At 62.0% G+C, this 12,864-nt stretch carries 10 protein-coding genes; all 10 read right to left on the reverse strand.

The features are described 5' to 3' along the window. Positions 1-2 precede the first annotated feature (2 nt). The 10 genes from rplB to rpoC all read right to left on the reverse strand — a co-directional run bounded on the left by rplB (position 3) and on the right by rpoC (position 12,814). Positions 3-830, reverse strand: coding sequence for a 50S ribosomal protein L2 (rplB, locus tag AC1VWL_RS08180; protein WP_057629590.1), 828 nt, complete (start codon positions 828-830; stop codon positions 3-5). Positions 831-840: 10 nt separating this feature from the next. Continuing rightward, positions 841-1,140, reverse strand: a complete 300-nt coding sequence (gene rplW, locus AC1VWL_RS08185) for a 50S ribosomal protein L23 (RefSeq protein ID WP_057629589.1) — start codon at positions 1,138-1,140, stop codon at positions 841-843. Further along, positions 1,137-1,742 carry a 50S ribosomal protein L4 gene (gene rplD, locus AC1VWL_RS08190; protein WP_282270283.1) on the reverse strand — a complete coding sequence of 202 codons (606 nt, stop codon included), beginning with the start codon at positions 1,740-1,742 and terminating at the stop codon, positions 1,137-1,139. Before rplD ends, rplW begins: the two co-directional genes overlap by 4 nt. 12 nt (positions 1,743-1,754) lie before the next feature. Next, positions 1,755-2,405 (reverse strand): 50S ribosomal protein L3, encoded by a 651-nt coding sequence (gene rplC, locus AC1VWL_RS08195; protein ID WP_282270285.1) that lies wholly within the window; start codon positions 2,403-2,405, stop codon positions 1,755-1,757. Positions 2,406-2,416: 11 nt separating this feature from the next. Beyond that, positions 2,417-2,728: a 30S ribosomal protein S10 gene (rpsJ, locus tag AC1VWL_RS08200; RefSeq protein ID WP_010341589.1), complete on the reverse strand. Its 312-nt coding sequence runs from the start codon at positions 2,726-2,728 to the stop codon at positions 2,417-2,419. Positions 2,729-3,990: 1,262 nt separating this feature from the next. Then, positions 3,991-5,181 carry an elongation factor Tu gene (gene tuf / locus AC1VWL_RS08205; RefSeq protein WP_481509898.1) on the reverse strand — a complete coding sequence of 397 codons (1,191 nt, stop codon included), beginning with the start codon at positions 5,179-5,181 and terminating at the stop codon, positions 3,991-3,993. A 50-nt stretch (positions 5,182-5,231) separates the two neighbouring features. Continuing rightward, entirely contained in the window at positions 5,232-7,373 is a 2,142-nt protein-coding gene (fusA, locus tag AC1VWL_RS08210; protein ID WP_481615108.1) for an elongation factor G, read from the reverse strand. Positions 7,374-7,508: 135 nt separating this feature from the next. Beyond that, positions 7,509-7,976 carry a 30S ribosomal protein S7 gene (gene rpsG, locus AC1VWL_RS08215; RefSeq protein ID WP_057630019.1) on the reverse strand — a complete coding sequence of 156 codons (468 nt, stop codon included), beginning with the start codon at positions 7,974-7,976 and terminating at the stop codon, positions 7,509-7,511. 10 nt (positions 7,977-7,986) lie between these two features. Then, the gene (gene rpsL / locus AC1VWL_RS08220; protein WP_004145320.1) at positions 7,987-8,361 is read right to left on the reverse strand and encodes a 30S ribosomal protein S12; all 375 of its coding nucleotides are present in this window, start codon (positions 8,359-8,361) and stop codon (positions 7,987-7,989) included. A gap of 229 nt (positions 8,362-8,590) precedes the next feature. After that, the gene (gene rpoC, locus AC1VWL_RS08225) at positions 8,591-12,814 is read right to left on the reverse strand and encodes a DNA-directed RNA polymerase subunit beta' (RefSeq protein ID WP_481615107.1); all 4,224 of its coding nucleotides are present in this window, start codon (positions 12,812-12,814) and stop codon (positions 8,591-8,593) included. Positions 12,815-12,864 lie beyond the last annotated feature (50 nt).

Below are 12,864 nucleotides of genomic sequence, written 5' to 3' on the forward strand. Positions count from 1 at the left end.
GATTAGCCCCTACGATCGCGGACGATGAACTGCTGAGTGCGCTTGTTATGGCGCGTCTTGTAACCCTTGGTCGGAACGCCCCACGGGGTGACCGGATGCGGATTACCCTGGCCGGCCTTGGCTTCACCACCACCGTGCGGGTGATCAACCGGGTTCATGGCCGCACCGCGGACGGTCGGCTTGACACCGCGCCAGCGCTTGGCGCCAGCCTTGCCCAGCTTTTCCAGGTTGTGCTCATCGTTACCGACTTCACCGATGGTGGCGCGGCATTCGACCGGCACCTTACGCATTTCACCCGAGCGCAGGCGCAGGGTGGCGTAGATGCCTTCACGAGCGACCAGCTGCACGCCTGCACCAGCAGCACGAGCGATCTGAGCGCCCTTGCCCGGCTTCAGCTCGATCCCGTGGACGGTGGTACCGACCGGGATGTTGCGCAGCGGCAGGGTGTTGCCGGTCTTGATCGGGGCGTGAGCGCCCGAGATGACCTGGTCACCAGCCTTCAGGCCCTTCGGGGCGATGATGTAGCGACGCTCGCCGTCGACGTAGCACAGCAGGGCGATATGGGCAGTGCGGTTCGGATCGTATTCGATACGTTCCACGCGTGCCGGAATGCCTTCCTTGTTGCGCTTGAAGTCGATCAGACGGTAGTGCTGCTTGTGACCACCACCCACGTGACGGGTAGTGATGCGGCCGTGGTGGTTACGACCGCCGGACTTGCTCTGCGGCTCCAGCAACGCAGCATGCGGCGCGCCTTTGTGCAGATCAGGAGTGACCACGCGCACGGCCGAACGACGGCCGGGAGAAGTGGGTTTGAATTTCATCAATGGCATGGGATGTACCTCAGGCCTTGGCCGTTACATCGATGGACTGGCCATCGGCGAGACGCACATACGCCTTGCGCCAATCGCCGCGGCGGCCTGCACGGTTACGGAAGGACTTGTTCTTGCCCTTCACGTTCAGCACGTTGACCGACTCGACCTTGACGTCGAACAGCTGCTCAACCGCGGCCTTTACATCGGCCTTGGTGGCTTCGTTCGAAACTTCGAAGACGTATTGGTTGGAGATTTCCTGCAGGCGCGCGGTCTTTTCAGAGACTCGCGGTGCACGCAGCACGCTGAAGATTTTTTCGTTGGCGCTCATGCCAGCCACTCCTCGACCTTCTTGACCGCGTCAGCGGTGATGACGACCGTGTCGGCACCGACCAGCGAAACCGGGTCCAGGCCCTGCACGTCACGCACCTGCACATACGGCAGGTTGCGAGCGGACAGGTACAGGTGCTCGGAAGCTTCTTCGGTGACGATCAGCGGACGCTTGCCCACTTCCAGGCCAGCCAGCTTGGTGGTCAGGGCCTTGGTGCTGGTCGCTTCGACATCGAACGACTCAACGATGGTCAGGCGACCCTGGCGGTTCAGCTCGGACAGGATGGCGCACATGGCGGCGCGATACTGCTTGCGATTGACCTTCTGTTCGAAGCTACGCGGCTTGGCCGCGAAGGTGACACCACCGCCGACGAAGATCGGAGCGGTCAGGGCACCGTGACGAGCGCCACCACCCTTCTGCTTCTTCGACTTCTTGGTGGTACCAGCCACTTCAGAACGCGTCTTCTGTGCCTTGGTGCCCGAACGTGCGGCGTTGCGGTAAGCAACGACGACCTGGTGAACCAGATCTTCGCTGAAATCGCGACCGAACACGGCTTCGGAGACCGAGACCTTGTTGTTGCTACCCGTGATAACGAGTTCCATCGTCATCTCTCCTTATGCCTTGCTAGCCGGACGCACGATCACGTCACCACCGGCTGCGCCAGGCACGGCGCCGCGGATGGCAATCAGACCACGCTCGACATCGACCTTGACCACTTCCAGATTCTGCGTGCTCTGCTGCACCGAACCCATGTGGCCGGACATCTTCTTGCCCGGGAAAACGCGACCCGGGGTCTGGCGCTGGCCCAAGGAACCCGGCGCGCGATGCGACAGCGAGTTACCGTGGGTTGCATCGCCCATACGGAAGTTGTAGCGCTTGATGGTGCCCTGGAAGCCCTTACCCTTGGTGACGCCCTGGACGTCAACCGTCTGGCCGACTTCAAAGATGTCTGCCTTGATTTCGCCACCGACGGCGAAATCGCCGATCTGTGCGTCTTCAACGCGGAATTCCCACAGGCCACGACCGGCTTCGACCTTCGCCTTGGCGAAGTGACCGGCTTCCGGCTTGTTGACCAGCGCAGCGCGACGAGCGCCGACGGTCACCTGCACGGCGCTGTAGCCGTCGGTTTCGACGGTCTTGATCTGCGCGATGCGGTTCGGGGTTGCTTCAATCAGGGTCACCGGGATGGACTGGCCATCTTCGGTGAAAACGCGGCTCATGCCAGCCTTGCGGCCCACGAAGCCCAACGAATATTTCTTCGTCATGGTCGTAGTCCTCAGGTCAGCTTGATCTGAACGTCGACGCCGGCAGCCAGTTCGAGCTTCATCAGCGCGTCCACGGTCTTGTCGTTGGGGTCGACGATATCGAGCACGCGCTTGTGCGTGCGGGTCTCGTACTGGTCACGCGCGTCCTTGTCGACGTGCGGGGAGACGAGGATGGTGTAACGCTCGATCTTGGTGGGCAGGGGGATCGGGCCACGCACTTGCGCGCCGGTCCGCTTTGCCGTTTCAACGATCTCGCTGGCCGAACGGTCGATCAAACGATGATCAAACGCCTTCAACCGAATTCGGATCTTTTGGTCCGCCATGACGGTATTCCTATGGGTCTAAAGAGCGACAGGTCCGGCCCCTGAGTGTGCCGAACCCCATGAAAACGACGTTTAGCGCCGAAGCACTGCCCGTCGCGCGAATCCTTTCATAACAGCAGGGCGGCCCGGTTTCCCGGCCCGCCCCAGACATGTTCAAACGCACAAAAAACACCCCGTTGAACGGAGTGCCTCCCATGCGACCTGTCCTTGTCTGGCGAATACGAGGTGCGTCCTGCCCCTCTTTTCGCTGGTTGCGGAATTCCCGTAAACGGGCACTTCCGCGAGTGGTCGTGCATTCTGTCAGTATTCTTTTCCTATTGCAACTCACCCCTCTGCCGAGGTATGGGGTGCTTCAGGAAACAGCAGGATTTGCGGGGTTTGCCGCGTATAAGCGCGCTCCGCCCCTGGCAACCACACCGCCGATGTGCGCAGATACGGATGCCCCGGCTAACTGCGGGATGAATGGCCAGAGGCAGGTGCGGCAGTGAGAAGGCCGGGCAACAGGACTAACGGTACTGCGTCGAGCGCCCTACCCCACCCAAGCCCGGCACTTGTGCCGACCGGAGTCAGGCAAACCCTGAACAGGCTCGGATGTGAATACGCCCGCCCAGCCGTTTCCCTCGGGGAGCAGCATTATCCACGCGGGCGAAGCGGAAGTACAAATCCATCCGGACTGCAGTCTCAGCCTATTCAGATCACCCGGACTTTCCGCAAAAAGCCGCCCTCACCCCAACCCCTCTCCCGTAAACGGGAGAGGGGCTCGCAATGCGTCGGCCGCGAGTGCACTACGAGCGCACGCAATCCTGCCCCCTCTCCCGCCGGGAGAGCTACCCGCAATGCATCGGCCGCGAGTGCACCGCGAGCGCACGCAATCCAGCCCCTCTCCCGCCGGGAGAGCTACCCGCAATGCGTCGGCCGCGAGTGCACCGCGAGCGCACGCAATCCTGGCCCCTCTCCCGCACGCGGGAGAGGGGTTGGGGTGAGGGCAAGCCGTTGACTTTAGCTTTTGGCCCTTGACTCCCAGCCTCTGGCTTCCTCAGCCAATTGAAGCCGTGAGCCGTCAAAGCTCATGACACTTGAAGCTTTTGGCGCCAAAACCTCCCAGCCCCTCAAGCGCCAGGCTCTTCAAACCACAAGCGTCAAACACTCACGCCACACGAAACCCCGGCCCACCCCACCCCGCCCACCTGACACACAAAAAAAGGGCGGCCCGGAGGCCGCCCTTCTTTCAACACATTGCTTCGCGAGGAAGCGCAGCGTTATCAGGCAACGATCTTTGCGACCACGCCGGCGCCGACGGTACGACCACCTTCGCGGATTGCGAAGCGCAGGCCTTCGTCCATTGCCACCGGGTTGATCAGGGTGACAACCATCTTCACGTTGTCGCCCGGCATCACCATCTCGACGCCTTCCGGCAGCTCAACCGCACCGGTGATGTCGGTGGTACGGAAGTAGAACTGCGGACGGTAGCCCTTGAAGAACGGGGTGTGACGGCCGCCCTCGTCCTTCGACAGGACGTACACTTCGGCTTCGAACTGGGTGTGCGGCTTGATCGAACCCGGCTTGGCCAGAACCTGGCCACGCTCGACGTCGTCACGCTTGGTGCCGCGCAGCAGCAGACCGGCGTTGTCACCTGCCTGACCCTGGTCCAGCAGCTTGCGGAACATTTCCACGCCGGTGACGGTGGTCTTCTGGACCGGACGGATACCGACGATTTCGATTTCTTCGCCGACCTTGATCACGCCGCGCTCGATACGACCGGTCACCACGGTGCCGCGGCCCGAGATCGAGAACACGTCTTCCACCGGCATCAGGAACGGCTTGTCGACGTCACGCTCCGGGGTCGGGATCCAGCTGTCCAGTGCATCGACCAGCTTCAGGATGGCCGGCACACCGATGTCGCTCTGGTCGCCTTCCAGCGCCATACGAGCCGAACCGTGCACGATCGGGGTGTCGTCGCCCGGGAAGTCGTACTTGCTCAGCAGCTCGCGGACTTCCATTTCGACCAGTTCCAACAGCTCGGCATCGTCAACCATGTCGGCCTTGTTCAGGAACACGACGATGTACGGCACGCCGACCTGACGCGACAACAGGATGTGCTCGCGGGTCTGCGGCATCGGGCCGTCAGCAGCCGAACAGACCAGGATCGCGCCGTCCATCTGGGCAGCACCGGTGATCATGTTCTTGACGTAGTCAGCATGGCCCGGGCAATCCACGTGGGCGTAGTGACGGGTAGCGGATTCGTACTCAACGTGTGCGGTCGAGATCGTGATGCCACGTGCCTTTTCTTCCGGCGCGGCGTCGATCGAGGAGTAATCCTTGAACTCGCCACCGAAGCGCTCTGCACCGATCTTGGTCAGTGCTGCGGTCAGGGTGGTCTTGCCATGGTCGACGTGGCCGATGGTGCCGACGTTGACGTGCGGCTTGGTGCGCTCGAACTTGCTCTTGGACATTGTTGTTCCTTGATTATCTATAACTTGGAAGGAGAGGCTGAGTCAGAGACTCAGCCCTTCTTGATGACGGTTTCGGCGATGTTGTTCGGCGCCGGCTCGTAATGGTCGAATTCCATCGTGAAGGTTGCGCGACCCTGGGTCTGCGAACGCAGCGCGGTGGCGTAACCGAACATTTCGCCCAGCGGGATCATCGCATTGATGATGCTGGCCGAGCCGTCACCGGTGGTGCCCGAACCCTGCAGAACGCCACGACGGCGGCTTACGTCGCCCATCACGTCACCCTGGTAGTCTTCCGGGGTCACGATTTCGACCTTCATGATCGGCTCCAGCAGAACCGGCTTGGCCTTGGCGAAGCCCTGCTTGAAGGCCATCGACGAGGCGAGCTTGAACGCCATTTCCGAGGAGTCAACGTCATGGTACGAGCCGAACACCAGCTTGACCTTGACGTCCACCACCGGGAAGCCAGCCAGCGGACCGCTGGTGATGGTTTCGCGCAGGCCCTTTTCCACGGAAGGAATGAATTCCTTCGGGATCACGCCGCCGGTGATGTCGTTGATGAACAGGAAGTCATCCTTGATGGCAGCAGCCAGCTTCGGATCGGCACGGTCTTCAGCGGTGATCGGCGACAGCTCGATCACGACGTGACCGTACTGACCCTTACCACCGGACTGCTTGGCGTGCTTGTAATCCGACTTGACGTCAGCCTGCTGGATGGTTTCGCGGTAGGCCACCTGCGGCTTGCCGACGTTGGCTTCAACGTTGAACTCGCGCTTGAGGCGGTCAACGATGATGTCCAGGTGCAGCTCGCCCATGCCGGAGATGATGGTCTGGCCGGATTCTTCGTCGGTCTTGACGCGGAACGACGGATCTTCCTGTGCCAGACGGCCCAGCGCCAGACCCATCTTTTCCTGGTCCGACTTGGTCTTCGGCTCGACGGCCATCGAGATCACCGGCTCCGGGAACACCATGCGCTCAAGCACGATCGGTGCTTCGAGCGAGCACAGCGTGTCACCGGTGGTGGTGTCCTTCAGGCCCACGGCAGCAGCGATGTCACCAGCCAGAACTTCCTTGATTTCCTCGCGGTTGTTCGAGTGCATCTGCAGGATGCGGCCGATACGCTCCTTCTTGTTCTTCACCGAGTTCAGCACGGTGTCGCCACCGTTCAGGGTGCCCGAGTAGACACGGAAGAAGGTCAGCGCGCCAACGAACGGATCGGTGATGATCTTGAATGCCAGCGACGAGAACGGAGCCTTGTCGTCCGACTTGCGGGTCATCTCGATGGAGTCGTCGTCGACGTCGGTGCCCTTCACGTCAGGCACGTCCACCGGCGACGGCAGCAGCTGGATCACGCCGTCCAGCATGGCCTGCACGCCCTTGTTCTTGAACGCCGAACCGCAGAACATCGGCACGATTTCAACGGCCAGCGTACGGGTACGCAGCGCGTTGATGATCTCGGCCTCGTCCAGCTCTTCGCCGCCCAGGTACTTTTCCATCAGCTCTTCGCTGGCTTCAGCCGCGGTTTCGATCATGAAGGTGCGGGCTTCTTCAGCCGCCGCCTGCAGATCAGCCGGGATTTCGCCGTACTCGAACTTCATGCCCTGCGAAGCCTCATCCCAATGGATGGCCTTCATCTTGAGCAGATCGACCACGCCCTTGAAGCCTTCTTCGGCACCGATCGGCAACTGCATCGGCACGGCGACGGCGCCGAGCTTGGCCTTCAGCTGGTCACGGACCTTCAGGAAGTTGGCACCGGTACGGTCCATCTTGTTGACGAACGCGATGCGCGGGACCTGGTACTTGTTGGCCTGGCGCCACACGGTCTCGGACTGCGGCTGCACGCCACCAACGGCACACAGCACGAACACCGCACCGTCGAGCACGCGCAGGGAGCGTTCGACTTCGATGGTGAAGTCAACGTGCCCGGGGGTGTCGATGATGTTGAAACGGTGCTCCGGCAGGGACTTGTCCATGCCCTTCCAGAACGCGGTGGTAGCAGCGGACTGGATCGTGATGCCACGTTCCTGCTCCTGCTCCATCCAGTCCATGGTGGCGGCGCCATCGTGCACTTCACCGAGCTTGTGGCTCTTGCCGGTGTAGAACAGGATGCGCTCGGACGTGGTGGTCTTGCCGGCATCGATGTGGGCCATGATGCCGAAGTTACGGTAACGCTCGATAGGAGTGGTGCGGGCCACGGGAGCCTCTCAATTTCTTGGAATTCGGATGGCCGAACGCCGCCTTGCGGCGGCCTTCGGATTTAAGCAGCGCTCAAAGCGCTACAAGTAGCACCACATGGGTGCCAGGGGCCCTGTTTCCAAGGCCCCTACAACTCACCAGCGGTAGTGAGCGAAGGCCTTGTTCGCTTCCGCCATACGGTGGGTTTCTTCGCGCTTCTTGATGGCGCCGCCACGGTTTTCCGAAGCGTCCAGCAGTTCAGCAGCCAGCTTGCGCGGCATGGTGTTCTCGCCGCGCTTACGCGCCGAGTCGATCAGCCAACGCATGGCCAGGGCCATCTTGCGCGAAGCGCGCACTTCGACCGGCACCTGATAGGTGGCACCACCGACGCGACGCGACTTCACTTCCACGCCCGGAGCAACGTTGTCCAGTGCCTTCTGCACCAGCTCGATTGCGTTCGGGTTCTTTTCGCTGATCACGTCCATGGCGCCATAGACGATCTTTTCAGCAACGGACTTCTTGCCGCTCAACATGACCATGTTGATGAAGCGGGCAATGGTTTCGCTCTTGTGCTTCGGATCCGGCAGGACCGAACGCTGGGGAGTATTACCTTTACGTGACATGTCTTATTCCTCAGGCCTTCGGACGCTTTGCGCCGTACTTGGAACGCGCCTGACGACGCTTGGCGACGCCGGCGGCATCGAGCGAGCCACGGACGGTGTGGTAACGCACACCCGGCAGATCCTTGACGCGACCGCCGCGGATCAGGACCACGGAGTGCTCCTGCAGGTTGTGGCCTTCACCACCGATGTAGGAAATCACTTCTTCCTGGTTGGTCAGGCGAACCTTTGCAACCTTGCGCAGAGCCGAGTTCGGCTTCTTCGGAGTGGTGGTGTACACGCGCGTGCAGACGCCACGGCGCTGCGGGCACTTGTCGAGCGCCGGCGAGGCACTCTTGTAGGTGGTAGCTTGACGCGGCTTGCGTACCAGCTGGTTGATCGTCGCCATCAGTAGGTTCTTCTGATTGGGGCCGCCAAAAAACGGCCAGGATGCGGAAATTGTAAAGCAGGCCAAAATTTTGGCCTGCTGAGACAGACGATTGTAGCAACTTGTCAAGAGCCCAGTCAAACAGGCCCATGCCAAGCCAGCCCTGATCCAGAGCCGTTACAGGGGTATCTCCATATTCCCCGTTCAGGTCGAACTGCCGGTCCGCGAACGGACCGGCGGATCAAACTACTTACTCTTCACCAGTCGCCGGTTCAGCTTCCGGTGCCACCACCGCCGGTTCAGCGACCACGGCCGGACCGGCCAGGGTTGCGATTTCCGAATCGGTCAGACCCGACGCGTTACGACGGCGCTGGGCGTGGTACGCAAGGCCGGTACCCGCCGGAATCAGGCGGCCGACGATCACGTTTTCCTTCAGGCCGCGCAGGCCATCGGAGGTACCGCGCACGGCAGCCTCGGTCAGCACGCGGGTGGTTTCCTGGAACGAAGCCGCCGAGATGAACGACTCGGTGGCCAGCGATGCCTTGGTGATACCCAGCAGCACCGGCTCGAAACGTGCCGGCAGCTCGTTGCGGGCGATCAGCTTGGCATTCTCCTCGATCACGCGCTGGCGCTCGGCCTGCTCGCCATTGAGGAACTTGCTGCTGCCCTGGTCGACGATTTCCACCTTGCGCAGCATCTGGCGCGAGATCACTTCAATGTGCTTGTCGTTGATCTTCACGCCCTGCAGGCGGTAAACGTCCTGGATTTCCTTGACCAGGTAACGGGCCAGTTCTTCCACGCCCTTCAGGCGCAGGATGTCCTGCGGGCTCGGCTCGCCGTCCACCACGGTTTCACCGCGGGTCACGTGTTCACCTTCGAACACGATGATCTGGCGGTACTTCGGAATCAGCTCTTCGTGCTCCGAACCATCAGTGTCCTTGATGATCAGGCGCTGCTTGCCCTTGGTGTCCTTGCCGAAGCTGATGATACCCGAACGCTCGGCCAGGATCGCCGGGTCCTTCGGCTTGCGGGCTTCGAACAAGTCGGCAACGCGCGGCAGACCACCGGTGATGTCGCGGGTCTTCGAGGCTTCCTGCGGGATCTTGGCAACCACGTCGCCCACGCCTACCGGCGCGCCATCCTGCAGGTTGACGATCGAGCGCGGCGGCAGCAGGTACTGTGCCGGCAGGTCGGTGCCCGGGATGGTCAGGTCATTGCCCTTGCCATCGACGATACGGACCAGCGGACGCAGATCCTTGGCCTGCGAGCCACGACGCTTCGGATCGGTGATTTCGCGCGAAGCCAGACCGGTCAGTTCGTCGGTCTTCTCGATCACGGTCACGCCATCGATGAAGTCGATGAAGCGCACGAAACCAGCCACTTCCGACACGATCGGGTGGTTATGCGGATCCCAGTTGGCCACGGTCTGGCCAGCCTTGATCTCAGCACCGTCCTTGACGCCGATGCTGGCACCGTACGGCAGCTTGTAGCGCTCACGCTCACGACCATGCGGGTCGAGCACGGAGATTTCACCCGAACGCGAGACCGCAACCAGCGAACCGCTGGTCTGCTCGACGTGCTTCAGGTTGGAGAACTTCACCGAACCGGTGGTCTTGACGGTGATGTTGTCGACCGCAGCCGCACGCGATGCCGCACCACCGATGTGGAACGTACGCATGGTCAGCTGGGTACCCGGCTCACCGATCGACTGTGCGGCGATGACGCCAACCGCTTCACCGATGTTGACGATGTGGCCACGGGCCAGATCGCGGCCGTAGCACAGGCTGCAGACACCGAAGGACGAGGCGCAGGTGATGGTCGAGCGGACCTTGATGGTCTGCACGCCGGCTTCTTCCAGCTTGTTCACCCACTGCTCGTCGAGCACGGTGTTGCGGGTCACGATCGGATCTTCGTCGTTGCCCGGCAGGAACACGTCCTCGGCCACGACGCGGCCCAGCACGCGATCCTTCAACGGCTCAACCACGTCGCCGCCTTCCACGATCGGAATCATGGTCAGGCCTTCGGTGGTGCCGCAATCTACCTCGGTGATCACCACGTCCTGTGCCACGTCGACCAGACGACGGGTCAGGTAACCCGAGTTCGCCGTCTTCAACGCGGTATCGGCCAGACCCTTACGGGCACCGTGGGTGGAGTTGAAGTACTCCTGCACGTTCAGGCCTTCACGGAAGTTCGCCTTGATGGGCGTTTCGATGATCGAGCCGTCCGGACGCGCCATCAGGCCACGCATACCGGCCAGCTGACGGATCTGCGCCTGGCTACCACGCGCACCGGAGTCGGCCATGATGTACAGCGAGTTCATCGACTTCTGGTCGACCATCTCACCGTCGCTGCCCACGACCTTCTCGGTACCGATGGTTTCCATCATCGCCTTGGCGATGCGCTCATTGGTGCGCGACCAGATGTCGACCACCTTGTTGTAGCGCTCGCCAGCGGTGACCAGACCGGACTGGTACTGTTCCTGGATTTCCAGCACTTCGGCTTCGGCTTCGCCGAGGATGCCCTTCTTCTCGTCCGGGATCAGCATGTCGTCGATGCCGATCGACACGCCAGCGCGGGTTGCGTAGGCGTAGCCGGTGTACATCAGCTTGTCGGCGAACACCACGGTGTCCTTCAGACCCAGCAGACGGTAGCTCTGGTTGATCAGGCGCGAGATGTTCTTCTTGGTCATCTCGGTGTTGCACAGCTCGAACGGCAGGCCTTCCGGCATGATCTCGCTCAGCAGCGCACGGCCGACGGTGGTGTCGACGATCGAGGTCTTCTTGACCTTGTTGCCGTCTTCGTCACGCTCGACCTGCACGATGCGCACCTTGACGCGGGCGTGCAGCTCAACCAGACGGTTGTCGTAGGCACGCTTCACTTCGTCGGTGTTCGCGAACACCATGCCCTCGCCCTGCTTGTTCACCAGCGAGCGCGCCATGTAGTACAGGCCCAACACGACGTCCTGCGACGGCACGATGATCGGCTCGCCGTTGGCCGGCGACAGGATGTTGTTGGTGGACATCATCAGCGCACGCGCTTCCAGCTGGGCTTCCAGCGAGAGCGGCACGTGGACGGCCATCTGGTCACCGTCGAAGTCGGCGTTGAATGCGGTACAGACCAGCGGATGCAGCTGGATGGCCTTGCCTTCGATCAACAGCGGTTCGAACGCCTGGATGCCCAGTCGGTGCAGGGTCGGCGCACGGTTCAGCAGCACCGGATGCTCGCGGATGACTTCTTCCAGGACGTCCCAGACTTCGCCTTCTTCGCGCTCGACCAGCTTCTTGGCGGCCTTGATGGTGGTGGCCAGGCCACGACGCTGCAGCTTGGCGAACACGAACGGCTTGAACAGCTCAAGCGCCATCTTCTTCGGCAGGCCGCACTGGTGCAGCTTCAGGTACGGACCCACGGTGATCACCGAACGGCCCGAGTAATCGACGCGCTTGCCCAGCAGGTTCTGGCGGAAGCGACCCTGCTTGCCCTTGATCATGTCGGCCAGCGACTTGAGCGGGCGCTTGTTGGTGCCGGTGATGGCACGGCCGCGACGGCCGTTGTCCAACAGGGCGTCAACCGATTCCTGCAGCATGCGCTTTTCGTTGCGCACGATGATGTCCGGAGCGTTGAGCTCCAGCAGGCGGCGCAGACGGTTGTTACGGTTGATGACGCGGCGGTACAGATCGTTCAGATCCGAGGTCGCGAAGCGGCCACCGTCCAGCGGAACCAGCGGACGCAGGTCCGGCGGCAGCACCGGCAGCACGGTCATCACCATCCACTCCGGGCGGTTGCCCGACTCGAGGAAGGCTTCGACCAGCTTGATGCGCTTGGTCAGACGCTTGAGCTTGGTTTCCGAACCGGTCGAGGCGATTTCCTCGCGCAGGCGGACCATTTCGGCCTGCAGGTCGATGGTGCGCAGCAGTTCGTACACGGCCTCGGCGCCCATGGCGGCGTCGAAGTCGTCGCCGTGCTCCTGGCGGGCCTGCAGGTACTGTTCTTCGGTCAGCAGCTGGCGGCGCTCCAGGGCGGTCAGGCCCGGCTCGGTCACCACGTAGGCTTCGAAGTACAGCACGCGCTCGATGTCACGCAGGGTCATGTCCAGCATCAGGCCGATGCGCGACGGCAGCGACTTGAGGAACCAGATGTGCGCGACCGGCGATGCCAGGTCGATGTGGCCCATGCGCTCGCGGCGCACCTTGGCCAGGGTGACTTCGGTGCCGCACTTTTCGCAGACGACGCCGCGGTGCTTCATGCGCTTGTACTTGCCGCACAGGCACTCGTAGTCCTTGACCGGTCCGAAGATGGCGGCGCAGAACAGGCCGTCACGTTCCGGCTTGAAGGTACGGTAGTTGATGGTTTCCGGCTTCTTCACTTCGCCGAAGGACCACGAACGGATCAGGTCCGGCGAGGCCAGCGCGATCTTGATCGCGTCGAAGTCCAGCGTCTGGCGCTGCTGGTTGAAGAGGTTGAGCAGGTCTTTCATGGTGTTCTCCGAAAGGAGGAAATCTGTGTCGATGGGCTGTCAGTCAGTGC

It is taken from the genome of Stenotrophomonas sp. STEN063 (genome assembly GCF_056854515.1).

Bases quoted from the DNA above. Each gene is read 5' to 3' on its own strand.
- rplB (WP_057629590.1), bottom strand. From the start codon at position 830: ATGCCATTGATGAAATTCAAACCCACTTCTCCCGGCCGTCGTTCGGCC.
- rplW (WP_057629589.1), bottom strand. From the start codon at position 1,140: ATGAGCGCCAACGAAAAAATCTTCAGCGTGCTGCGTGCACCGCGAGTC.
- rplD (WP_282270283.1), bottom strand. From the start codon at position 1,742: ATGGAACTCGTTATCACGGGTAGCAACAACAAGGTCTCGGTCTCCGAA.
- rplC (WP_282270285.1), bottom strand. From the start codon at position 2,405: ATGACGAAGAAATATTCGTTGGGCTTCGTGGGCCGCAAGGCTGGCATG.
- rpsJ (WP_010341589.1), bottom strand. From the start codon at position 2,728: ATGGCGGACCAAAAGATCCGAATTCGGTTGAAGGCGTTTGATCATCGT.
- tuf (WP_481509898.1), bottom strand. From the start codon at position 5,181: ATGTCCAAGAGCAAGTTCGAGCGCACCAAGCCGCACGTCAACGTCGGC.
- rpsG (WP_057630019.1), bottom strand. From the start codon at position 7,976: ATGTCACGTAAAGGTAATACTCCCCAGCGTTCGGTCCTGCCGGATCCG.
- rpsL (WP_004145320.1), bottom strand. From the start codon at position 8,361: ATGGCGACGATCAACCAGCTGGTACGCAAGCCGCGTCAAGCTACCACC.
- rpoC (WP_481615107.1), bottom strand. From the start codon at position 12,814: ATGAAAGACCTGCTCAACCTCTTCAACCAGCAGCGCCAGACGCTGGAC.